Genomic DNA, 25,062 nt, shown 5'->3' on the forward strand with positions numbered 1-25,062 from the left:
CAAGCTGATCTTCTGCCATTGCCGCGATATCACCCAACGCAAGCGTGACCAGGAGCGGATCCACCCTGGCCACGACCGACCCGCTGACGGGGATTGCCAACCGCCGCGAGTTCGCTCGCAGCCTCAAGCTCGAGATGGCCCGTGCCAACCGATTTCATCGACCGCTGGCCCTCATCATGTACGATCTCGACCATTTCAAGCGGATCAACGACACCTTCGGCCACAACGTCGGCGACAGTGTGCTGAGGGCTACGACCAGTCTGGTCAACCGATTCACTCGGCAGGTGGATCTCCATGCGCGCTGGGGCGGGGAGGAGTTCACCCTGCTGTTGCCCGAATGCAGCCTCGAGGCTGCCATCAACAGCGCTGAACGCCTGTGTGCGGCGATCGCGGAACAGACCTTCAAGCACAAGAAACCGGTGACGACCAGCATCGGGGTCACCGTCCTTGCCCCCGAGGATACGATCGATAGCCTAATCAAGCGTGCCGATGACGTGCTCTACCGGGCAAAAGGCGCCGGCCGTAACCGGGTGGACTCGGAAGCGCCCGAGGCCACCTCCACAAGCAGCAAGTAAGTTTCTACTGCGCCGTCTCATCCTATAGGCCCGTCCATGACGGGTTATCGTCACCCTCGACAAGGAGAGACCCATGGCGCATTCCCCCGATGACCTGGCCTTTCTGACCCAGCTGCAGGCGGAGCACCCCGAACAGGCGGCCCTGATCCGAGGCTTCGCCCGGCAGAACGGGCTGCCGGTACCGCCTGTACCCGCCACCCCGACAGCCTGGCCGACGCCTCCGGGCGCGGCGATACCCGAGCATCGCGATGCCTCGTTCCCCACAGCTGCTTGGGCGGCAGACGGTGTCGCCGCCAGGCGCTGGCAAGAGCACCTCGACCCTGAGCCGTACGCGTCAACTGACGCGACCCTTCCGTCACTACCGCCCAGTGCGGCGCAGTTCCATACCGGCGCCCCGCTGCAGGGAGCCGAGCTGATGGGGGCAGTGGTCGCCCGGCGTCGCGCCCTTGGCATGACCCAGGCCGTATTCGCCGCCCGACTAGGGGTCAGTATGCGCACGTATCAGGAGTGGGAACAGGGCCGTCGGCGGCCCTCGGGGCCAGCCGAGGCGATGTTGAGGTGGCAACTGTAAAGGCTGGACGCTCACCTGACTGGCAAGCGCTGCTCCACTCTCCCCAGCGACAATGACTTATCCGCCAGTCTCTGGCCCTGCTGCCGGCCAAAGATGGCGAAGCGCTCGGGGGCCAATAGGCTCCCCGATTAAATGAGCCTGATAGTCCGCCATACTTTCGTCCAGCCACGTGTTCTCTCGGAGCTCTCCGCCCTATTGGCGTCCAGCGGCGTCTTCTTAACTCTTACTCCGCCAATCTCGTGTCCTGGTTAGGCCTAGAGCAAGGCTGCTCTTACGGTATGGCGCAGGAAGGGCACCAACCGCGCGGAGGGCACCGAACAGGCATTCAAGGATCTCCCCAGGCCGAGGCACCAGTCCCGGATTCCTCACTGTTGCCGGAACCTCCTGGTGGACCCTATCCAGTGGCAAGGCTTGTCTCGCGTCGCCAACAGCCTGGCTGCCCCCCGAACCTGCAGGCTCACCTCGGGATCAGCCTGCGGCCCTACCCAAGAGGGAAGCGGAGGGTGTGCCGCCTCAGCACTTCCAGCAGGAGCTTTCCTGGCGGGCTGAGTGGCTCAGAACCCCTGGCCTCTACCGCTCGAGGGGCATGAATCGAGCACCAATCTCGGATTCTGCGTTTTTTTATAAAAAAAATAACCATTTGATTCTAAACAAATAATCTGAGATATGCACTGACAGGGCTTCATGGGGAAATCCGAGATTCGCCCGGGCTGTCGTGCGATAGGAGAAAAACACCAAGGGTGCGGTGTAGCAGATTTCAGCATTCCCGGCCGCGGATCCTCTCGCATTGCCTATGCCACCCCTGCTGCATTCCGCTGTATGTAGCAAAATAGCGAGGATTTTAGGGCCATCTCGAAAAAATCATCCCTCTTCAGCACAGATCACGCTTTATGCCCATTGTCAAGGTATTTCGCGGATAACATATCTCGGGTTTTTATTCTGGGAGCTTATAACCCAGATTTCTGACCGTGAATGACGCTGCGAGCTGATCCAGAGTTAGTGCACTTCGCGAGGTTAGCGGAGTTGGCCTCCACCAAGAGCGTGGAGGGTTCACTGAAAAGGCCATAAGAGGAAATTGAGATGGATTCATTCAACGGCAAGGTCATCCTACGTAGGAAAGAGCTCGAGCGCTTCATCGGGTTCCGCAGATCCCAGATCTACGACATGCTCAATGAGAAGTGTGATGGGTATGACCCGGACTTCCCGAAGCAGATTAAGCTTGGCCGCAAAGCCGTGGGGTGGTACGTGCACGATGTGCTCAAGTGGATTGAGCGCCGAAGGGAACAATCTAATCACGACGAGGAGGGAAAGTCTAATCACGACAAGGAGGGAAAGTCTAATCACGACAAGGAGGGAAAGTCTAATCACGATGATGAGGAATAATCACCTCACGTTGTGTAAGTCCGCGGTTTAGACCGCAGCTCTTTAACAATGAATCCTTGCTAGTAGGCGTATAGCTGGGGCGTAGCCATGTTCGGCTACGTTTCCAGCAACGTCTATGCCGTATGGGCGTCAGTCGCCCGATGCGGTAACGGCAGGTGCTTTATTGTTACTCCCTTTCTCTAGTCTTAAGAGGGTAACGACATGGACTACATGCCAAGTGTACTGCCACCTGTGGGTTTCTGTTTTCCTGCCTTCGATAACAGCGGTCCACTGTACGAGAAGATCTACCAAGTGAGGGGAGCCACCCTCGCGCCCATCCCCATCATCGTCCAAGGTGGGTTGTCGGTGATGTCCTTCTTGCTGCAGAACTTGGTTGACGTGGAAAAACCGAATGGACAGATTGTGCCACCAAGCCAGTACTTTGTTGCTGTAGCGGCTTCGGGGGAAAGGAAGGATACAGTAGTTAACCTGTTTTTTGAAACACTTGACCAACTGGAGGAAGCCTATGGTGAAAAGTACTCTCGTGAAGTAGAGGACTATGAGCTAGATTTCGCACTGTGGATTGCACAAAAGAAAAAGCTCATAAAAGATATCGCTTATGAAAAAAGTGACGATGTCTACGCGCTCTATGAGCACGAGAGACGCAAACCGATTCACCCCCCTAGAGCGGGAATCAAAACCCTGACAGATACGACGCCTGAAGCGGCACTTGATGTCTTTCATCGTGAGTCGGTGAAATCGGCGATCTTACGTTCCAGCGAAGGCGAAGAGGTGTTGGGTGGGCATGCTGTTCGAAGATTATCCCTGTGGAATTCGTTGTGGAGCGGTCAACCCGTTAGGGTAGAACGAAAGTCAACAGATAGCTTTATCGTCAATCCCCGCATGACACTGTTCGTACAGGCACAGCCGAGTGTGATGCAACGCTTCGTCATGAAAGGAGGTGAAAATGCACGAGGCATAGGTTTTTTTGCGAGAACGCATATTACCTTCCCAGAAACCACGCAGGGAAGTCGTCCCGTGGAGTACATAAAAGAAATGACCCATGAGGGCTACGACCTGTTGGTCAAGGAGTTATTTGAAGAGAACATTAAGGCCAGCAAAGATCCTGATTTTACACGTGCTAAGATCAGCTTCTCGTTGCCGGCTAAGGAGCGATGGTTTATTGTCGCTAATGCCATCGAGTGGGAGATTAGGCCCAACGGTCGCTTTGCCGGTTTCGGTGATCACGCCTCGAAGCTGGCAGACAATATTGCCCGCCTCGCGGTACTGCTGCACTGCTCACGGAATGGACGAGAAGGTGAGGTATCGTTGGATACTCTGGAGCAGGCAATCAAGTTCTGCTTCTGGTTCTCCAATGAGTTTCTTCGCCTGTTTCAATCATCGTCTGAGGAGTATCGTGATTATTACTCGCTTTATAACTGGTTTAACCAGAAACGTCAGGAGGGCTTCCGATACCTGAAAAAGAATCATGTGCGGAAATATTGCCCCAATCACTTACGTGATTCCGGTAAACTCAACATTATTCTCAACATTCTGATGAATAATGGTGAAATCAGGGTGGGAGTCTTTGAGAAGAAAACCGTCATCGACCTTTACCCCAACTACTTGGATGATCTGCCGTTGCTGACGTCCGTTATACACTCATAAACCACCCGACCGACGCCCGAGCCCCCCAGGCTCGGGCTTTTGTGGTTGTGCGGTATCTGCCAAGGCGGTCAGGGTCGCTCAGGTGTAGGCAGAAAGGATCCTGATCAGCTACCATGTAACCTATCACTATCTGTTAGGTTGTGCTCTTCAGGGCGCGACCGCCGCCAGGGAGGCCCGCGGGTGCCCAACGCAGCTCAGCAGGATGCTCACCAACACGAGGCGTTGTCGTCGCTTTCTACGCCACAGCGTGAGCGTCTCGCCCACATCGACTTCACCCTGATGTTCAAGGGCGAGGCTGGGCGCGGCGATCTGATCGATCGCTTCGCCATCGCACCCACTCAGGCCACCAAAGACTTCGCCCTCTACCACGAGCTCGCCCCGGCCAACATCACCTATGACAAGTCCAAGCGCCTGCATGTCAGGGCCCGCAATTTTGCCCCGCTGTTCGATTACGACAGCGCTCGCACCCTAAGCACGTTGTGCCAGGGCCACGGTGACGGCTTCCTTGGCACACTGCCGACGTCGGTGCGTTGCGAAATGCCCCATCAGCTCAATCAGCCGGATCTCACCACCGTGGCCCTAGTCAGTGAGGCCATGCACAAGGGATGTACACTGGAGATTCGCTATGTATCGCTCTCCAGCGGCGAGACCCAGCGTGAGATCGTGCCGCATACCCTGGTCGACAACGGCCTGCGCTGGCATGTGAGAGCTTATGACCGCCACTCCGATGAGTTCCGCGACTTCGTACTCACCCGTCTCCTGGAGGCTTCTGTGCTCGAGCAGAGCCCTGCCCAAGAGCAGGAGGAGGTCATGCAAGATCGCCAGTGGAATCGCTTTGTCGAGTTGGAGTTGGTTCCTCACCCCAACATCCGTCATTCTCAGGCCATTGAGCGCGACTATGCGATGCAGGAAGGTCGCATGAAAGTCGAGCTGAGGGCTGCATTGGCCGGTTACCTGCTGCGCCGCTGGAACGTGGATTGCTCGCCGGATCACTCAATGCAGGGTGCTGAATACCAATTGGCTCTGGCCAATGCCCCGGCCTTGTATGGGGTCAAGAATCTTCGGCTGGCACCAGGTTACGATCACGGTGAGCCGGTATAACGCGCCGCCGTGCGGAGGGAGCTGCATGCTCAAACTCGAAGACATCAAGAAGGACGCCCAGGTACGCGGCATCAAGCCTGACGAGATCGTGCGAGTGGTCACCGTGGAGCCGGTGGGTACCGATGCGCTGACGATCTACTTCAAGGATGGCCAGGGTCAGCTGCAAGAGCAGATGCTGTTCCGCAGCGACGAAGCCAACCTCGCCCTGGCTCAGGCGGGCCGCCCCTGGGCCTTCGATGCCCCCGGTGCCGACTTTAAGCTCGGTCTGGAGGCCTATCGGATCAGCCAGGCGGCACTGTTCGACCCTATGATGGCAGTGCATACCTCCAACGTGGAGCCGTTACCGCACCAAATCTCCGCCGTCTACGAGGTGATGCTGCCGCGTCAGCCGCTGCGCTTCGTATTGGCCGACGATCCTGGTGCCGGCAAGACCATTATGGCGGGTCTGCTGATCCGCGAGCTGTTGATGCGTGCCGATGCCAAGCGCATCTTGATTGTCTCGCCCGGCGGACTGACCGACCAGTGGCAGGATGAGCTCCTCGAGAAGTTCGGTGTTCAGTTCGAAATCTTCAGCCGCGAGAAGCAGGAGCAGTGCGCCTCCGGCAACTACTTCGATGAGCAGAACCAACTGATCTGCCGTCTGGACCAGCTCTCACGCAATGAACAGCTCCAGGAGAAGCTAAAGATCACCGACTGGGACCTGATCATTGTTGATGAAGCCCATAAACTGTCGGCTAACTATTTCGGCAACAAGGTCAACAAAACCAAGCGCTTCCAGTTGGGTGAACTGCTGGGCACCATCACCCGCCACTTCCTGCTGATGACTGCCACGCCCCACAACGGCAAGGAAGAGGACTTTCAGATCTGGCTGTCGCTCATCGACAGCGACCGCTTCTACGGCAAGTTCCGCGAAGGCGCCCATAAGGTCGATGTCTCCGACATGATGCGGCGGATGGTCAAGGAGGAGCTGCTCAAGTTTGACGGTACTCCGCTGTTCCCCGAGCGCCGTGCCTACACGGCCAACTATGACCTTTCCGATGCGGAGGCGGAGCTCTACACCAACGTTACCGATTACGTGCGTAACGAGATGAATCGCGCCGAGCAGCTGGATGGTAAGCGCAAGGGCACCGTGGGCTTCGCGCTTACCCTGCTGCAGCGTCGCCTGGCTTCCAGCCCCGAGGCCATCTATCAGTCGATCAAGCGGCGCCGTCGCAAGCTGGAAGACAAGCTCAACGAGATGAAGCTGGTCGCCCGTGGCCAGTCGGTGAGCGAAGTGCGGGTGGCGTCGACACTCGGCACTTATGCCATCCAGAAGCAGATCGACTTGCCCGAGGACTTCGACGAGCTCGATGAAGAGCTCAGCGCTGAAGAGTATGAGCTCTACGCTGAGCAGGTGGTCGACCAGGCCACGGCGGCGGAAACGGCCGTCGAGCTCGAAGCCGAAATTCTCAGCCTGAAGGATCTAGAGCAGCAGTCATTGGATGTGGTGGAGTCCGGTAACGACCGCAAGTGGGAGGAGCTGTCTCACCTGCTGCAGGATACGCCGCAGATGTATACCGAGGGGGGCAGTCGTCGCAAGCTGATCATCTTCACCGAACACAAGGACACCCTGAACTACCTGGTGGATCGGATTCGCAGTCTGCTCGGGAGGCCCGAGGCGGTGATCATCATTCATGGTGGCACCAACCGCGATGATCGGCGCAAGGCGCAGGAACGTTTTCGCAACGATCCCGATGTGCTGGTCCTGGTCGCCACCGATGCGGCAGGGGAGGGCGTCAACCTTCAGAACGCTAATCTGATGGTCAACTACGATCTGCCCTGGAATCCCAACCGCCTGGAACAGCGTTTCGGGCGCATCCACCGTATCGGCCAGACGGAGGTCTGCCACCTCTGGAACCTGGTGGCCAACGAGACCCGCGAGGGCGCGGTGTTCCAGAAGCTGTTCGACAAGCTGGAGATCGAGAAGAAAGCGCTGGGCGGCAAGGTCTTCGACATCCTTGGTGAGGCCTTCGAGAACACCTCGCTCAAGGACCTATTAATGGAGGCCATTCGCTATGGGGAATCTCCTGAGGTCAAGACGCGCCTGGACCAAGTGATCGACGGCGCCCTGGATACCGGCCACCTCCGCGAGATTATCCGTCGCAATGCGCTGGTCGAGCAGCACATGAGCCTGGAGGATCTCTACTCGGTCAAGGAGGAGATGGAGAAGGCCGAGGCACGCAAGCTGCAGCCCTATTTCATCCGCGCCTTCTTCAGCGAGGCTTTCCAGCTCTTGCAGGGCGAGATGCGCGCTCGAGAGCCTGGCCGCTATGAGGTGCGCCATGTGCCGGCTGCCATTCGTGAACGAGACCGGGTGATCGGCGAGACCCGCACACCGGTGTTGCGCAAATACGAACGCATCTGCTTCGAGAAGGAACACGTGCGTCTGCCAGGCAAGCCCATGGCCGATCTGATCCACCCCATGCACCCCCTCATGCATGCCACCACCGACCTGGTGCTGCAGGCGCATCGCAGCAAGCTGAAGCAGGGCGCCGTGCTGGTCGATCCTAGCGATGACAGTACCCTGCCCAAGGTGCTGTTCATGGTCGACCACACCGTGCGCGAAACCCACAGCGAGCAAACCGGCAAGCCTCGCGTGGCCTCACGCCGCCTGCAATTCGTTGAGATCGATGAGCAGGGCCAGGCCTCACATGCCGGATGGGCGCCCCATCTCGACATGCAGCCGATCGATGAAGTCGACCACAACCTGATTCAGGACGTGTTGCAGGCCCCTTGGATCACTCAGGACCTGGAGGCCTTGGCCGTTAGCCATGCCGTTCAGCAACTGGTGCCGGAGCACTACCAGGAAGTGAAAGGTCGGCGCGAGCGTCACGCCGATAAGGTGCTGGGGGCGGTCAATGAGCGGCTGGTGAAGGAGATCAACTACTGGTCGGATCGTTACCTCTACCTCCGCGATCAGATGGATGCTGGCAAGCAGCCACGCATGCAGCCCGAAATGGCGCGTCGGCGGGTGGATGAACTGACCCAGCGCCTGGAGCAGCGCAAGCGGGAATTGACCGCCATGAAGCAAGTGGTCTCCAGCACACCGGTGGTGATCGGCGGTGCCTTGGTGATCCCCCAGGGGCTACTCGCCCTGCGCAAGGGCGAAACCCAGTTCAGCGTCGATGCTCAGGCCAGGGCCCACATCGAGCAGGTTGCCATGCAGGCGGTGATGGACGCCGAGCGCGCCATGGGCCACCAGGTGTTCGATGTCTCCGATCAGAAGTGCGGCTGGGACGTCACCGCACGCCCCCCGGCCAATCCGGATGGCTCGATCCTGCCCGACCGCCACATCGAGGTGAAGGGGCGCGCCAAGGGGCAAAGCACCATCACCGTCTCGCGCAACGAGATTATCTACGGCCTCAACCAGGCCGACAAATTCATGCTGGCGATCGTCATCGTCGATGGTGAAACCTTTGAAGGGCCGCACTACGTTCAGAAGCCCTTCACCAGCGAGCCTGACTTCGGCGTGGCCAGCATCAATTACGACTTGAGTGAGCTGCTCTCAAAAGCAGCCACGTCACAACAGACGCAGTAGGGAACACGGATGACCGCAATCAAAGCACCTAAGAAACTAATTGAAGTAGCGCTGCCACTGGATGCTATTAACGAAGCTGCAGCTGCTGAAAAGTCGATCAGAAAGGGGCATCCATCAACTTTACATATGTGGTGGGCACGTCGACCGTTATTGGCAGCGCGTGCAATTATTTTTTCGCAAATGGTTAATGATCCGGGTGGTGAGAGAGGGTGGGCTAGCGGAAAGTCAAAAAAAGTATGTGAAGAAAAAAGAAATGAAATATTTAGCGTATTGAAAGAGCTTTGTCAGTGGAAAAATAACAATAATAAAGAGGTGTTACATCGCGCAAGATCATTGATTGTCGAAAGTTGGAAAGAAACATGTGAATTAAATAGCTTGGATTTTGATGAAAAAAAGCTAGATCTGAATTTATGGGATCCTTTTTCCGGAGGAGGAGCCATTCCACTAGAAGCAAGCCGTTTGGGGCTTGGGGTTTATGCCTCCGATCTTAATCCGATACCAGTAATGCTTGGCAAGGCAAGTCTTGAAATTCCGCCGAAGATTTTTAAATACTCGCCAGTATCTCCATCTAATGGCCAAATAAATTTAAATGATCATTATGGTTATGATGCTTTGGCGCAGGATGTTCTTTTTTATGGTAAAACCCTGCTTGATAAAGCAAGGGAGTCGTTAGAACATCTTTACCCAAAATATAGAAGTGCACAAAGCTCGTCTGATGAAGAAGTTGTGTGCTGGATATGGGCTCGTACAGTTAAAAGCCCAAATCCGGCTTTCGCTGATTGTGATGTTCCATTGATTAAATCTTTTACTCTCTCTACTAAAGGGAATGGAGCATTCTTAAAACCCATAGTTGATATTGAAAGCAGGAGCTGGAGTTTTGATATTGTTGATAAATCGAAAAAAATAGAGGAGGTGGGAATTGTAGGACGTAAAGGTGCCTTCTGTTTAATGTCCGGAAGTAACATTCCGCTAAAATACATTAGGGAGGAAGGGAAAAAGGGCCGTATTGGCCATAGGCTAATTGCAATAGTTACTAAGAAAAAGAAAGGTAGAGGGTACTACCCTGCAAGTTCCGAGCATGAGGCAATTGCAAAAAATATTGATGTGATTGACTATCCTGTAGGTGAAATAGATCATTGGGCTGGTTGCACGAACTCCGTCGTCTATGGGATGGATCGTTTCGAAAAACTTTTCACAAACAGGCAGTTAAAAACACTGGTTTATCTTAGTGATGAACTTGTGAGTGTTTATTCTAGGGTTATTGAAGATTTTGATAATAGATACCCAGCCGCAGAGCTTGATGCCCATGAGTACGCAAGTGCAATATGTCTATATATTGCATTTGCAATATCAAAAACTGCAAATAGAGCTAATTCGTTGTCCGCTTGGATGCCATCTGTAGAGTGCCCCGGTCATTTGTTTTCTAAGCATGCTATTCCTATGAATTGGGACTATTCAGAAACTAATGTTCTGTATGGTTCGAGTGGGTCATTTTTATCTATGCTTGAAACTACTGCAGATGGACTAAAAAAATGCTATACAAGTTCAACTTCTGATGCAAAGGTTTTCTTTGCTGACGCATCTTCTTGCTCGATAGTTAAAAATGCTGTTATTTCTACAGATCCACCTTACTATGATAATATTCCATATTCGAACCTTTCGGATTTCTTTTATATATGGTTGCGTCGGTCATTGCTAAAAATATCGCCTGATCTGGTTGCTACCATACTAACACCAAAGCAAGAAGAGTTGGTTGCAAACCAGTTTCGACATGGCGGGAAAGATCTGTCTGAGATTTTTTTCTTAGAAGGTATGAAGAAAACATTTAAAAATCTTATTAGTTCTTCTTCAGATTTTTACCCAATGACAATTTATTACGCTTTTAAGCAATCAGAAACAAAAAGTAATGACACTATATCCAAAGGTTGGGAAACCTTTCTTTCAGCAATTGTAGAGTCTGGGTTAACTATTACAGGGACATGGCCGTTAAGAACAGAGCGTGAAAACCGATCACGAAATCAAGGCGCCAATGCATTAGCTTCCTCCATTGTTCTTGTATGTAGAAAGAGGCAGGTGAATTCAGAAATTATTTCAAGAAGAGAGTTTCAAAAAAAATTAAGGGAAGAACTACCTGAAGCGCTGGAAACCATGATCGGCGGTCAGACCGGCCAGGCACCTATTGCCCCAGTGGACTTGGCGCAATCCTCAATTGGCCCAGGTATGGCCATCTACTCTAAGTACGAGTCCGTGCTCAATCAGGACGGCTCGGGGATGAGTGTCCATGATGCCTTGGTGATGATCAACCGTGCCATTACCGAGTTCCTTAGTCCCGACTCGGGTAATTTCGATGCTGATACACAGTTCTGTGCCAGCTGGTTTGACCAGCACGCCTGGAGCACCGGACCCTTCGGAGAGGCCGACACCCTGGCTCGAGCGAAGGGGACAAGCGTCGACGGTGTGCGTGAGGCCGGTGTGGTCGAGTCTGGAGGTGGCAAGGTTCGCTTGCTCAAGTGGGGTGAATACCAGTCTGAGTGGGATCCCACCACCGACAAGCGTACGCCGGTGTGGGAGGCCTGCCACCAGATGATCCGTCGCCTGCAGAACCACGGCGAATCTGCCGCCGGTGAGCTGCTGGCCCAGATGCCGGAGAAGGGTGAACCGATCCGCCAGCTGGCTTATCACCTCTACACACTCTGCGAGCGTAAGAAGTGGGCGGAAGAATCCCGCGCTTACAACGAGCTTATAGGTTCCTGGAGCGCGATTGTGGCTGCGTCGCATGAGACAGGGCATTCGGGTGAACAGGTAGGATTGGAACTCTGATGTCCGGGCAAACACAAATTTTCCTGGCGCATTTTGCCCAGTTGGAGAAGCTTGCTGCCCGGGAGGCGCGACAGGAAGAATCGCGGGGGCTGATGGCTAATGCCAGAGTTGCGAAGGAACGCAACCCGATATTTCGGCGGAACGCCAGCGACATCGAACTACTGGCCAAGTTGCGCAACGTGCTGGTTCATGAGCGCGATGCCCGCTTTGGACCTCGCTATCTGGCCGAGCCGCTTCCCGAGCTAGTTGCTCAGTTGGACAACATCATCCAGCAGATCGAGAAGCCAGCTCTGATCGTGCAGCACTTTCAAGTTCCCATTCAGGAGTTCCAGCCACACGCTTCTACACAAGAGGTACTGGAGTTCCTGGCCCAGCAAGACTTCTCCCAGACCTTTGTACGTGACGGTAAGGACCTGAGAATACTGACCGCCAATACCATCCAGCGCTGGCTGGGACACAATGCTAGCCAGGAACTGATCGACTGCACAGTCCCGGTGCATGAGGTGCTTGAGCATCAGGAGTTATCGGATGAGCTTCTGTTCGCGGCCCGTGAGACTACTCTAGTGGCTGCATTGGACGCCTTTGATGGCGTGAAACATCCTCATCTTGCCGCTCTGGTCATTACTGAGCATGGTCGTGAGAATGAGAAGCCCCTGGCCCTGCTGACCCCGTCGGACCTTGGGCGAGTTACCCAGATACTGGAAGGAAAAGTGCCATGTTGAAATATCTGGAGCTGCGGCAATTCACATTGTTTCCCAAAGCCGATCTTCATTTTGCGCCAGGGCTAAATGTCATCGTGGGGGAGAATGGCACGGGAAAGTCTCATCTGCTCAAGGTGGCTTATACGGCACTGGCAAACTCGGCCGAGCAGGCCAACGAACCCACCGTGACCGAGCCGACCAAGACATTGTTACAGAAGACCTTGGCCGACAAGCTGGTCAAGGTATTCCGACCGGAGTCTTTAGGGCGCTTGACGAGCAGGCGCCAAGGTACCCAACGCTCTCGGGTAACGCTGGCTTTTGAGAACACATCGCTGAACATTTCTTTTAGTTTCAGCACCCGCTCACAGTCTGAGGTACAGGTCGTTCATCTTCCAAAAACCTGGCAGGAAAAAGCCCCAGTCTTTATGCCGACACGTGAGCTGCTCAGCCAGTACCACTGGCTGCTGCCCCTCTACGAAAGCCGCCATGTGGACATCGAAGAGCACCATATCGATCTCTGCAAGCTGCTGGGCGCGCCGGCTATCAAGGGTGCGCGGGAAAAGGCTGTGGCTGAGCTGGTGGCCCCGCTGGAAGATGCTATGGGCGGCAAGGTGGTGCTGGACAAGAACGGGCGCTTCTACTTGCGTATTCCCGGCCAGGGCAACCTGGAGATGCCGCTGGTGGCCGAGGGGCTACGCAAGCTGGCGATGCTCGCTCGGTTGATCACCACCGGTTCGCTGCTTGATAAAGGCTACCTGTTCTGGGACGAGCCTGAGGCCAATCTCAACCCCAAGCTGATCAAGCTGGTGGCCCAGGCAGCCGTGGCACTTAGCCAGCAGGGTATACAGGTGTTTATCGCCACTCACAGCTACTTCCTGCTCAAGGAGATTGATCTGCTAACTCGCCAGCAGGCAGTAACGCAGCGCTACTTTGCCTTAGTTCGTGGTGAGGGGTTGGTTGAGCGTATCGAGGTCGCCGACCACCTTTGCGACCTGGAGCACCTGGTCAGTCTGGATGAAGAGTTGGCCCAGTACGATAGAGAGATGGAGCTGGCCAATGCCTGAGGTGCAAGAAGGACGCTTGAAGTTCGGTTTCCCCGTGGGCTGGCAACTAGCCAAGTACGACGACAGCACTTGGTACCGCCAGCGGATGAAGAGTCGTCTCAAGGGAGTGGATATTCTGGCACACGATGGCGGCCCCACCCAATGGTGGATCGAGGTCAAGGATTGCGAAGGCTACGAGCCAGAAAACCGTCCGCGGATGTCGGCTAGCGATTCCCCCGACGTTACCCAGGTCAGGCAGTGGGTTGAGCAACAGGGCTTGAAGCCAGAGGTTCAGGTTGCTCGCCGAAAGCCGTTTATTATTGATGAAGTTGAGGAAAAGCTGCGCGATACCCTAGCGGCGCTTGCCGTAGCAGAGCGTGAAGCCGATCCCGAACTCGCAGTCTTTTATGCTGTGCAGGCTCCATCTCCAGCCCTCCGAGTTGTGCTGCTGCTGACCTGGAATCAGCGTGATTTCAAACGCCTGGCCGCTCGTCTGCAGACTCGACTGGAGCGTGCCCTGGCGCCCTACGGAATCCGAGGCTTTGTGGTGAACGAACAGAATCCCGGTGATGCTGGGCTGCATTGCCGAGTGACAAGGAGTAAAACATGAGTTTGAAACCCTGGAAGGAAATCGCTCGCCCTCACCGTGATGTGCTGGAAGGCACCTTCAAGCAGTCTGAATTTGCCGCCGACATCTCGCAGGTCGCCAGTGGCACCGCACCTGAAGAGTATCAGGACGCCGAGAAATTCTTCGCCCGCACCTATATCACCGAAGGCATGCGCCTGTTGCTGATCTCCGTGGCTCAGCGCCTCGCCGGCAAGGGCGGCGACCCGGTGGTCCAGCTGCAGACGGCGTTCGGGGGGGGTAAGACCCACACCATGTTGGCGGTCCTGCATCTGGCAGCCCGCAAGGTGTCTACCGACAAGCTGATGGGCATCCCCCCGATCCTTGATGAGGCAGGTATCCAAGAGCTGCCACACGCCAATGTGGCGGTCATCGACGGGATCAAGCTTTCACCCAGCCAGGCTTCTCAATACGGCCCCCAGAATGTCAACACTCTTTGGGGTGAGCTGGCCTGGCAACTGCTTGGGGAGGCTGGCTATGCCATGGTCGCCGAGAGCGATGCCACGGGTGTCTCCCCCGGCAAAGAAGTGCTTACGCAGCTGCTGCAGAAGGCATCGCCCTGCGTCATCCTTATTGACGAGCTGTTGGCCTTCATTCGTCAGCTGGAGTTGGGCAAGTCCTACGCAGCGGGCACCTTCGATAGCAACATCAGCTTCATCCAGGGACTGACAGAGGCGCTCAAGGCGGTGCCCAACGCTATCCTGCTCGCCTCGCTGCCCGAGTCAGAGCTTGAGGTCGGTGGCTCCATGGGCCAGCAGACGCTCAATTCCCTGGAAAAGTATTTCGCGCGTGTCGAATCGGTGTGGAAGCCCGTTGGCACGGAAGAGGCCTTCGAGATCGTGCGGCGTCGGTTGTTCGACACCCCTGGCGAGCGTGGCGAGGTCGAAGGTATCAGTCGTCAGTTCTCGGATTTTTACCGCAAGCATGCCGAGAAATTTCCCACTGAGACCCAGTCGAACGACTATTTCGAGCGGCTGTGTCGCTCCTACCCGATCCACCCCGAGGTCTTTGACCGCCTCTACGAGGACTGGTCGACCCTGGACAAGTTCCAGCGCACCCGGGGGGTGCTGCAGTACATGGCCATCGTCATCCACCGGCTGTGGGTCTCGGAGAATCGCGATGCGCTGATCATGCCGGGCTCGATCCCGCTGGAAGACAGCAACGTGCGGCACAAGAGCATCCACTACCTTCCCCAGGGCTGGGAGCCAGTGATCGAGCGTGAAGTCGATGGGCCTCGTTCCGCCACGTTGGACCTGGATAGCCACACCCCCTTGTTTGGCGGCGTGCAGGCCGCGCGACGCACGGCACGTACCATCTTCCTGGGGAGCGCCCCATCCAGCAGCACCCAGACCGCTCGTGGCATCAAGCAGGAACGCATCCTGCTGGGCGCCGTTCAGCCAGGTCAGTCACTGGGTATTTTCGAGGATGTGATCAAGCGGCTGCGTGACCGCCTGCACTATCTTTACTCCGAGCAGGACCGTTTCTGGCTGGACACCAAGCCGAACCTGCGCCGGGAGATGGAGAGCCGCAAGCAGACCATCAGTGATCGTGATGCGCTCATCCCGCTGCTCAAGGAGCGAACCAACCGACTGATGGGACGCAACCATCATTTCGGTGGCGTCCACGTCTTTACCCCCTCGGGCGATGTGCCAGACGATTATGCCAGTGGGCCGCGTCTGGTAGTGCTGCCGACCGATGCCGCCTACAGCCGCACCGAGACCAACCAGGCCTTCAGTGCCGCCCAAGAGATCCTGCGTAATCGGGGAGACCAACCACGCCAGAAACAGAATCGCCTCATATTCTTGGCGGCTGATTTTGATGTCGTCAGCCGTCTGAAGGACCAGGGCCGCACCTTCCTGGCTTGGAAGTCGATTGTGGATGATATCGATAGCGGTGCCTTGAACCACGACATGACCCATCTGCGCCAAGCGAAGATGAGCCGCGATACGGCCGAGACCTCTCTCGCTCAGCTGATCCGCGAGACCTACAAGTGGCTCATGGCCCCGGTCGAGGAGTTCGTAAAGGGCAAGCCGACGTTGGAGTGGGAGGTGGTACAGATATCCACTACCACCACCAATCTGGTCGAGACCATTGAGAGCAAGCTGCGCGAAGAAGAGTGGTTGATCTACGAATGGTCACCGATTTTCCTGCGTAATGTCCTCAACCAGTGGTACTTCAAGGAAGGCGTTACCGAGGTCAGCGCCCTCAAGGTGTGGCAGGACTGTTGCCATTACCTCTATCTGCCGCGCCTGGTGAACGACCAGGTCTTCAAGAACGCCATGAACCAAGGCGTCGCCTCGGAAGACTTCTTCGGCTACGCCTCCGGCAAGGAGGGCGACAGGTACCTGGGTTTCACCTTTGGACATGGCAGCATTGCCGGTATCGACTCAGAAGCGCTGCTCATCGAACGTAGCGCTGCCGAAGCCTACCGAGATCGCATGGCGGAAGAAGCCGCTCAGCATGAGCGCGATCGGGCAGGCCAGGGTAGTGATCAGCCCGGCAGTGACGGGTCAGGTGGCACAGTGCTCCCAGGAAGCTCATCAGCCCCTATGGGAACAGGCGCTGGAGGTGACGTAACCGAAGCACCACCCATCACTACTGGTGTCGTCAAGAATCACTTCTATGGCACCGTTGACCTCGATCCTGTGAAAGCCAAGATGAGTTTCATGGACATCATCGATGAAGTCGTCGAGCAGTTCACCACGCGCACCGGCGTCGAGGTCAAGATCTCGGTGGAGATAGAAGCCACCAGCCAGGACGGCTTCGATGAAGCCCTCCAACGAACCATTAAGGAAAACTGCAACGTGTTGAAGTTCAGAAGCTCGGAGTTTGAGGGGGAGTGAGCCGTACTTTGCAGGACATTGATACGTCAGGTGAGGATTGAATGAGTTCTCCTAGCACTGAATACGATGCAGAGAGCATCAAGCAAGCCAGCAAGAGCCTGAGCGGTCTGTTGGGGTTCGCACAGGAAGTCTTGACGGCTCGCTCAAAGATCCAGATGGAGATGTCATCTGGACTTGGTGTCTTTCGTGAACAGGATATCTCAGGCTTGCCTGGGATACATCTGGACGCAGAGGACGGCGCTTGGCTAAGGCTAGATCGCCAGAGAACCACGCGTCCCCCAGAGCCTGAGGAGCATGTAGCTGAATTCGTGGCTGATCTCGCAAATGACCCTGATAAGCGTCCCGAGTTACTTCCCGCTATTTCTCGTGAGGTAACCATTGAGGAAGCATCGGACTTGGAAGAGGCTGGATTGCTGAGGTCGGAAAACGTTCGCGAGCTCATGGAAGACGGCAAGACCCTCAAGGAGTGGGTCAAGGTGACACTGCATGTCGAGGATTTCCTCGAGGTTCAACAGGGATTCGAGGCGTATATCACTGGACCATGGGCAAGATGGTCCGAGGCTGAAAAGCCCGTTCGAAAGGCCATTAAACTCTACAACACCTTGTTCACGTTGCATTCTGCGACCTGATTAGCAATGAAGCTCAGCCGACCGAATCACCCGCTGGGGCCGCGGCTTGCAGCGTACTGCGGCGATGAGCAGCCGTGTCGGCAGCACCCTGAGGTCGAAGCGGCGGTTGAAGCGATAGCTGAACGCGGCCAGATAGCGCGCCGCATATTTCTGGAAGCCGAAGGCATGGTACGCCCCTGAGAGGCTGGTCTTGAGATTACCGAGCACCGTATTGATCCAGTGAAACTCGGGCATGTCCTGGGGTTTGCGTCCCGCAACGACGGTGGGCTGATGCGTACATCCTGCGCTGGTGACGGCACCGAAGCAGGCCAGGCCATCGGAGTATACCGTGCTGCCAGGCCGCAGCGTCGTCTTGGCCCACTCGGCAATCGCCTCACGGCTGAAGGCCGCCACGGGGGTGAGCCTGACGAAGCGCGGATGGCCCGCGTCGTTGAGCGAGACGGCGGCCACGAAAGGCACCTTGTTCTCCGATCCGCGTCCGGCCTTGCCGCCACGGTGCTCTCCGCCCAGGTAGGCATCGTCGACCTGGACCGGACCCTCGAGGACGTAGCGCGCCTCGCGCTCCGCCATCGCCTCCATCACCTTGTGGTGGATGAGCCAGGCCGTCGGGTAACTCACCCCGAGGTCACGCTTGAGGGCGAGCGACGACAGCCCGGTCTTGGCCTGGCTGATGAGGTGGATCGCCAGGAACCAGGTGGTCAACGGCAGCTTGGTGCCCTGCATCAGGGTGCCGGCGATCAGCGAGGTCTGGTGGCGACAGGCGCGGCACTGGAACAGCGTATGGTGGTGCCGGCGCACCCGGGAATAGGATGTGCCCTCGCAGCGCGGGCAGCGAAAGCCGTCCGGCCAGCGCGTCTGCTCCAACGCCGCCGTACACTGCGCTTCGGTCCCATAGCGCTCGAAAAACTCGGGCATCGACAGGCCGGGCTGAAACTGGATGGGGTTCATGGCCATGACGTCATCCTCCGCCTGAAAGCTATATACATATACAGTATAGCTTTTGTCGTCATGAGGGCAAACCGGGCTGACGATCATTGCTAATCAGGTTCTGCGATTCACTCAGCGGAAAGCACTCCTCCTGAGTTGGTATGGGGGATCGGCATCGCCAGATGGAGGGTGGATGGCAATGTCATCGACATGCCCATTCTTGAACAGCTTCTTGATGTCGAGGTCGAGGAAGGTGGTGGAATTGCGTTCCGGCCAAGGGATATTAAGCCCAAGCTTAGCCTGAAGCCCTTCATCGCAATGGAGGTCGAGGGTGCTTCCAAGCTGCAGCACACATTACAGGGAAGCCTGACCAAGATCCTGGACGATGAGATTGAATTCTCCCCTTTTGATACAGCCTGGGAGCCACTGCTCTCCACAGCAGCGGCGCAGTTGACGTCGAGTGCCGAGCACATTTCCAGGGAGGCGCTCGATAGCGGTGAGCAGATCCCCACGATCAGTGATCAGCTTACCATTGCCTCGAGCTGGGCCATTTTCGGCCGACCACGTTCTTCCGAGGCTCGCGAGCAGGATCTCGAATCTCTGCGTCAGAGAGTCGAGGAAGCTGCAGATGAGGTACCGGATTCACTTCGAGGTTTTGCAGCGACGCCGCCAGAGGGGAAGGCCGAAAGTTTTGATGATTTCGAGTTGGACTCAAATGTCCTGAAGCCTGGCGAGTCGTCCACGAGCTGGGAAGCCCCAGTCGGTGCTATTCCAGGCGCTGATTCTTCCCGAACCGAACGAATGGAAGCAGACCGGCGACGCGTTCACTTCTTCCCGCTGCCCTTCAATCAAGAGCAGGGCAGAGTCATCGACATGCTAGAAACGGCAGATGTTGTCTCTGTGACAGGTCCCCCTGGAACCGGTAAAACGCACTCTATTGCCAATATCATCAGCCACATGATGGCAACCGGAAAGAGGGTGTTGGTAACCGCCCGTACGCCGGAGGCCATAGCTGCCGTCCGAGAGAAGCTTCCTGAAAACCTACGCTCGCTGGTGATCGCTTCGGTGGGGACTGACCGTGAGAGTGCCGAGCAGCTCAAATCAGCTGTATCAGAGTTATCCGATAAAGTCATCGGGATGGACAAGGAGGGCGCGAAACAAGAGATGCGGCGGCTAGAGGCCGATATCGTCGAGTGTGACCGAAAAACAGACCAAGCCGACCATAACCTTGCCGCCATCGCCAGAGCGAACTTGGCACCCCTCATCTGGAAAGGTGAGGAATACGCCCCGATGGAATTGCAGGAGGTCCTCTCGGAAGACCAAGAGAGGTTTGGCTGGTTCAGTGATCGCCCGGTAAACCAGCCACCGTCGCAGCTCAGGGAAGCACTGAGACGGCTGAGTGTTGAGCTTCCGAGCCTGGCTCCCGACATCATCTATGCCGGAGTCAATATTCCTACCGTCGAAGAGATACCCTCGACACAAGCGTTGGTTGAGGCCCATGACGCAGAGCTTGCCTACCGCATTCAGGAGAAGCCGGATTACAGTCATGCACCGAAGATGGCGCGTGACACTGCTGACATCGAACATATTGGCAGTGAGCTTCTGGATAAACTTAAGTACCTCCACCAGCGATTGGCAAAACTGGACGGTTATCAACGGCAGATGGTCACTGCTGCCCTTTCACAAGTGAAAGGACATGATATTGGCCCGGTAATGCTGAGAAATAAGGCTGCCTATATTGATGAGTATCGATACCTAGAGCTCGCTGCCAAGGTGACTTATGTGCTCGGTAACTGCTCATCCAGAGATCTGACTGGTGCCGCTGAAAGGGCCGCCGCGGGTCAGAAACCGGTGACTTTCGGTTTTTTCAACAAGCCGTTGAAGGAAGCCGTCGCTTCTATCAAATTAGGGGATCAACCACCTGAGAGTCGAGAGGACTGGCTGGCGGTTCACATGGCATGCAGGTTGGAAGCCGATCGTGAAAAGATCGAGACTGAACTTTCACCACTCGTCACTGGAGGATATGTGCCTCAGGTGCCAGCGCAAGGGCCTGATATTGCGGGGTACTTGGTCAACTGTAGCATCAGTATTGAGACGGCCATGCATCTTTCCGCTTTGCTGGTCAAAATGGTAAATAGCCTCCGTATGCTTTTTCCTTACGGGCTCGATGTGGATGGGATTAGAGACGGCCTTGACGTGAGTAATGCCATCTTCGCTCTTGAGGCCAACCTTCCAGATAGCTACCAGATTCCTGAGGCTATCCGGATGCTTGATAGATTCGAGCTTCGTGAAGAAATCCCCATCCATAAGGTGCTATTGGAGCTGCGCCGGGGCCTGGGTGGTTGTGACCTCGATCACGCGACTATCGTCACTCTAAGGGGGGAGTTGACACAGGAGACTAAGCGTGTTGGAGAACTCACATCTCGTCTCCAGCAGCTTGAGCAGGATCTCGACGCATTAGAGCAGGCTGGAGCACCCGACTGGGTGGAGCGGTTGAGAAAGTATCCACTGGAAGCCGCCTCGCTGATTCCCGAGGATTGGGAATCTGCCTGGGAGTGGGCGATGATGCGCGGGCGGATCGAGCGTATCGTTGCCCTTGGCAATGGTGACGAACACCGCACTGCTAAAGCTGAGCTTATGGCACGCCGCCGCCGGCTCTTCGTGCAGTTGATCAGCACACGTACACTCCTGGGATTGGCCCGGCGGATGACCCCATCTGTCCAGAGTGCCATGGCGGCTTTCACCCAAGCCGTTTCCAGGATAGGCAAAGGTACTGGAAAGAATGCACCGCGTTTTGTGAGGGCGGCTCAGGAGGCGGCCAAAGAAGCGTCGAAAGCGGCACCGGTCTGGGTAATGCCCGAGTACAAGATACCCGAGCAGTTGCCTCCTCATCTTGGGGAGTTCGACCTAGTCATTCTCGACGAAGCGTCTCAGTCCGACATCACAGCGTTGGCGGCGCTTGCACGTGGAAAGAAGCTGCTTATCGTGGGAGATGAAGAGCAGGTAAGCCCCAGCAATGTCGGTATCCCATCTGAGCGAATTAACGCAATGCGGGCCGAACACCTGCATGGTTTGCCCAATTCTAAGTTGATTGATGAGCATACCTCAATCTTCGAGATTACGCTGCGGATGTACCCGGCCAGTCATCTGATACTCAGGGAGCATTTCCGCTGTGTGGCACCGATTATTCAATTTTCGACTCGGTTCTATTCCAATCGCCTCGTTCCTCTTCGTGTGCCAAAGGCATCAGAACGATTCGATCCACCCTTAGTGGATGTTTATCTTCCTTATGCCAAACGCTCCGGAAAAACCAACGAGGACGAAGCAAACTACATTGTGAACGAAATTGCCAATATTATTGCAGATTCTAACCATGCGCACAGGACAATTGGCGTAATTTCACTGTTGGGAAACCATCAGGCTGATCTCATTGAGCGAAAGCTGATCGAGGACTACCGAATAGGACCTGAGAAAATTGCCGAGCGTGAGATCATTGTTGGCGATGCTCGTACCATGCAAGGTCAAGAGCGTTCTGTGGTATTTCTCTCCATGGTATCGACCCCCTCTCAAGTCATGTCCCAAAGTAAGAAAGCAGATCAGCAGCGAATTAATGTAGCCATGAGTCGCGCAGCGGATCGGCTTTACTTGGTTCGCTCTGTTCGTCTGGAAGACTTGAAACTCCAAGATATCAAGGCAGATGTCATTAAGCACTTCAACAACCCCATGCCTGAGGGGCACAAGTATTCTGGTACGGATCTGCTTGAGCGCTGTGACAGTGGCTTTGAGCGTGAAGTTCTTACCATGCTTCTGGATGCCAATTATCGAGTCAGACCTCAGGTTGAGGTAGGTGGATTCTGGATAGACCTAGTCGTTGAGGGGGCTGAGGACCGGCGTCTGGCTATTGAGTTAGATGGTGATGCTTTCCACGGCCCTGACGTATGGGAAAAGGATATGGCTCGTCAGGCCGTGCTCGAGAGGGCAGGCTGGGTATTTTGGAGAATCTTCGGTAGCCAGTGGCGAGACCAGAAAGACTATTGGTGGAATCAGCTCATTCAGACTCTTGGCCGAATGGGTATAGAACCAATTGGAGCAGAGGCAATAGATGAGCGATTTACCGAATTTCGTGTGATAGAGCCTTTCGCAGTAGATATGGAAGATAAAGTACCGGCTGACCTAATCGATGATGAATCACCAGATGAGTCAAGTGATGGGGAGGCTGTTGGAGAGTTAGCCTCTGATGATGATGGCACTCAAAGTGTAGTGAAACCTATCGATGACACAGTGCCAGAGAAAGAAACCTCCCAGACTGATCTTTTCGACGAGGAAGATAGCAAAACTGGTCCTCTGCCAGTCGATGATAGCGCTGTTGACGTCAAAGTTGTTCAGGTAGGAAGTGAGGTGGTTATTAAGCAACTTTTCAATGATCAAAAGATCATGAGGTTTACTATTGTCGAAAACTACAACGCGCCCCAGAAAGGATTTCTTGGTAGCCACACCCCTCTCGGAAAAGCATTGATGGATGCTATTGAGGGAGAAGTAGTGGAGTATCATCAAGGAGATATCCACCGAAAAGTAAAGGTGGTTGAGGTTTCGTAAATTAATTAGGAAATAACTATGTTTAATAGAGACGACTGGCAACCTGTTAAGATACCAGCACGTAAAGTTGATGGGGTGTGGGAGTTTTTCTATGGTGGTGATATCCCAGTTAGAGATGGAGCATATGCAGAAATAGTAGTTAACAAGAACTCAATAACAGATAAAAACTTTATTTACAATTTAAAGAAGAAGTCTTTTCATAAGTTCCTGGACGAAGAGGCTGAAATATTGGTGGCACTTACCGTAAAAAACATGCAATCGCTTGACAAAAATGATGCAGATATATTGATCTCACCAAAAAATATCAACGTTGATCGTAGCGAAAGATTTTCAAATTTTTCTTTTTCAAATGAAACAAAATTTATTAAGATCGTAGTAGGTGGTCCTTCAAAGAAATCCAAGGCAAAAAATGAAAAATCCGAAGGTGGTATCTGGCTTCAAGTAGAAGGCATGGAACCTCAAGGCGTTACAGCAAGTACATTGATACTCCCTGACGGAGTGACTGATAAGGAAGTGGATAGCTTAAACTATGCTTTTACTTTGCTTTCAAATAAATACGAGCCTTGGAGGAAATCGCACACTGGCAATATATATGATCGTATGTTTTATAAAGAAGAGAATGGTGTTTGGTACCCACTAAATGTGTTGAGAAATGCGGCAACCGTTGATGAGGAAAATAAGCTGATTAAGAGGCAATGGGAGGCAATAACCAAACAGTTGAAAATTAATGTTTAGGCATAATAAAGTTGGAATCGGGTATAAGTTTACATTCGTCTTGACGTTGCGGTCGAGGGTATGAAGCTGCGGCCATCTCATAGAGTTCAAATCTTTTTATTTTTCATTTTTCTTTTCCCGCTTTCTTTTATGACGCTGTAAATAGCTGACCGGAGGTCTTGTTGATTATTATTCAACCCGGCAAATATTAGCATTGATTCACACTGCGTTTTATTTTGAAAACCTTTTATGTTCTTGTGGTGTTTTTCAGCAACAATATCAAGTAGAATTATTAAGTCTGTCGCCTCACTCCTATTTCTTTCAATTGTGTCAGTGGGGGTTTTTAGAGCATTCCTGTCAATTTTTTCTGGATTTTTCTCCACATCATAAAAATCAGCTTCAAGTAAATTAAGATCAATTGATAAATTTAACTCTTCTGTTATTGCTTTAGTAAAATAATTAAGGCACAATTCACTCCTTAAGTTTTTTCTGCCCCTCCACCGGTACTCAAGCCAATCTCTCACTCTTGCTTCCAATGCAACTGTTTTTGCCTTATCCTTAGAATTTGTTAAACCATTTTTGACCAAGTAGTTGTGAGCAGCATTGATATCTTTTATTAGTTTGTTGGACCATTCATTTTCCGTGTAGAAGCCGAGATCGTTAAAGTCCGGCATATATAGGTTTCTCAAAGACGATTTTATAATCTTTAAATCATCAGCGGTTGTGTAAATTTCTTTAATGCTTATCTCAGTATATGAATTTCCACGATCCTTGAAGTAAAAAACTTGTTCACCATATGCTTTAGCTAAATTCAAGCTTAATCTCAATACATCCTCAATATTATCATCCTTCACCTCATGGCGATATTGCTCTATGCTGTTAAGGCTCGCTTGCTTATAAGGGCAGTTCAGTACTGCAAACTTATTATTTCCGTCAGTATAAGCAATTAGCATTGGCTCGCAAGCTTTCCAATTTAGCGAGTTGAGTATTTTCTCATTATTTTTCGGGTGTGGTACGAAACCATCAATCCCTTCTACTGCTATGTTTAAAGGATTGTTCTGACGAGTATTTGTAAAAGTATTTAAAAATTTATTTTTATTTCTAATGCCTATATTGACAGGATTTTTAGGTAAGATTATTAAATAAATTTCTTCTTTGGCTACAATTGTAGCGAATTTTTTAAAGTCTACGCCTAGCTTGCTAATTGCATCCTTTAATGGGATTATTTCCTGGCCTTCAAGCTTAAAGTCAAACATTTTATTGGCCTATACTTTTTTATTAGGTCGTCCTATTACGATTAATAGCTCTTT

The 25,062-nt window shown here is 53.9% G+C and carries 16 protein-coding genes; 14 read left to right on the forward strand and 2 right to left on the reverse strand.

Annotation, left to right across the window (positions count from 1 at the left end):
* The first annotated feature begins 44 nt into the window (after positions 1-44).
* The 12 genes from U5L98_RS06570 to U5L98_RS06625 all read left to right on the forward strand — a co-directional run bounded on the left by U5L98_RS06570 (position 45) and on the right by U5L98_RS06625 (position 17,515).
* Entirely contained in the window at positions 45-575 is a 531-nt protein-coding gene (locus tag U5L98_RS06570) for a GGDEF domain-containing protein (protein ID WP_322557527.1), read from the forward strand.
* A gap of 73 nt (positions 576-648) precedes the next feature.
* Positions 649-1,146, forward strand: coding sequence for a helix-turn-helix domain-containing protein (locus U5L98_RS18725; RefSeq protein WP_416208181.1), 498 nt, complete (start codon positions 649-651; stop codon positions 1,144-1,146).
* 1,080 nt (positions 1,147-2,226) lie between these two features.
* On the forward strand, positions 2,227-2,529 hold the full coding sequence (locus tag U5L98_RS06580; RefSeq protein WP_322557528.1) for a helix-turn-helix transcriptional regulator: 303 nt from the start codon (positions 2,227-2,229) through the stop codon (positions 2,527-2,529).
* Positions 2,530-2,730: 201 nt separating this feature from the next.
* Entirely contained in the window at positions 2,731-4,176 is a 1,446-nt protein-coding gene (locus U5L98_RS06585; protein WP_322557529.1) for a YfjI family protein, read from the forward strand.
* A 180-nt stretch (positions 4,177-4,356) separates the two neighbouring features.
* The gene (locus U5L98_RS06590) at positions 4,357-5,277 is read left to right on the forward strand and encodes a WYL domain-containing protein (protein ID WP_416208182.1); all 921 of its coding nucleotides are present in this window, start codon (positions 4,357-4,359) and stop codon (positions 5,275-5,277) included.
* 25 nt (positions 5,278-5,302) lie between these two features.
* Positions 5,303-8,854: a helicase-related protein gene (locus tag U5L98_RS06595; protein WP_322557530.1), complete on the forward strand. Its 3,552-nt coding sequence runs from the start codon at positions 5,303-5,305 to the stop codon at positions 8,852-8,854.
* A gap of 9 nt (positions 8,855-8,863) precedes the next feature.
* The gene (locus tag U5L98_RS06600; RefSeq protein ID WP_322557531.1) at positions 8,864-11,674 is read left to right on the forward strand and encodes a DUF1156 domain-containing protein; all 2,811 of its coding nucleotides are present in this window, start codon (positions 8,864-8,866) and stop codon (positions 11,672-11,674) included.
* Positions 11,674-12,396: a hypothetical protein gene (locus U5L98_RS06605; protein WP_322557532.1), complete on the forward strand. Its 723-nt coding sequence runs from the start codon at positions 11,674-11,676 to the stop codon at positions 12,394-12,396. The genes U5L98_RS06600 and U5L98_RS06605 overlap by 1 nt, the downstream gene beginning before the upstream one ends.
* The gene (locus tag U5L98_RS06610) at positions 12,390-13,439 is read left to right on the forward strand and encodes an ATP-binding protein (protein WP_322557533.1); all 1,050 of its coding nucleotides are present in this window, start codon (positions 12,390-12,392) and stop codon (positions 13,437-13,439) included. The genes U5L98_RS06605 and U5L98_RS06610 overlap by 7 nt, the downstream gene beginning before the upstream one ends.
* Positions 13,432-14,028, forward strand: coding sequence for a hypothetical protein (locus U5L98_RS06615; RefSeq protein WP_322557534.1), 597 nt, complete (start codon positions 13,432-13,434; stop codon positions 14,026-14,028). The genes U5L98_RS06610 and U5L98_RS06615 overlap by 8 nt, the downstream gene beginning before the upstream one ends.
* Entirely contained in the window at positions 14,025-16,886 is a 2,862-nt protein-coding gene (locus U5L98_RS06620) for an ATP-binding protein (RefSeq protein WP_322557535.1), read from the forward strand. Before U5L98_RS06615 ends, U5L98_RS06620 begins: the two co-directional genes overlap by 4 nt.
* Positions 16,887-16,927: 41 nt before the next feature.
* On the forward strand, positions 16,928-17,515 hold the full coding sequence (locus tag U5L98_RS06625; RefSeq protein ID WP_322557536.1) for a hypothetical protein: 588 nt from the start codon (positions 16,928-16,930) through the stop codon (positions 17,513-17,515).
* Here U5L98_RS06625 and U5L98_RS06630 read toward each other — a convergent pair whose 3' ends face one another.
* Entirely contained in the window at positions 17,516-18,469 is a 954-nt protein-coding gene (locus tag U5L98_RS06630; RefSeq protein WP_322557381.1) for an IS1595 family transposase, read from the reverse strand.
* Positions 18,470-18,631: 162 nt separating this feature from the next.
* Here U5L98_RS06630 and U5L98_RS06635 point away from each other — a divergent pair, with 162 nt between their 5' ends.
* Positions 18,632-23,038: an AAA domain-containing protein gene (locus tag U5L98_RS06635; protein ID WP_322557537.1), complete on the forward strand. Its 4,407-nt coding sequence runs from the start codon at positions 18,632-18,634 to the stop codon at positions 23,036-23,038.
* 18 nt (positions 23,039-23,056) lie between these two features.
* Positions 23,057-23,773, forward strand: coding sequence for a hypothetical protein (locus tag U5L98_RS06640; RefSeq protein ID WP_322557538.1), 717 nt, complete (start codon positions 23,057-23,059; stop codon positions 23,771-23,773).
* Between the two features lie 86 nt (positions 23,774-23,859).
* On the opposite strand, the gene U5L98_RS06645 is transcribed toward U5L98_RS06640, so the two are convergent.
* Positions 23,860-25,008, reverse strand: a complete 1,149-nt coding sequence (locus U5L98_RS06645) for a hypothetical protein (RefSeq protein ID WP_322557539.1) — start codon at positions 25,006-25,008, stop codon at positions 23,860-23,862.
* Between the last annotated feature and the right edge of the window lie 54 nt (positions 25,009-25,062).

Origin of the sequence: Halomonas sp. (genome assembly GCF_034520545.1) — a bacterium.
Taxonomy (GTDB): domain Bacteria; phylum Pseudomonadota; class Gammaproteobacteria; order Pseudomonadales; family Halomonadaceae; genus Halomonas.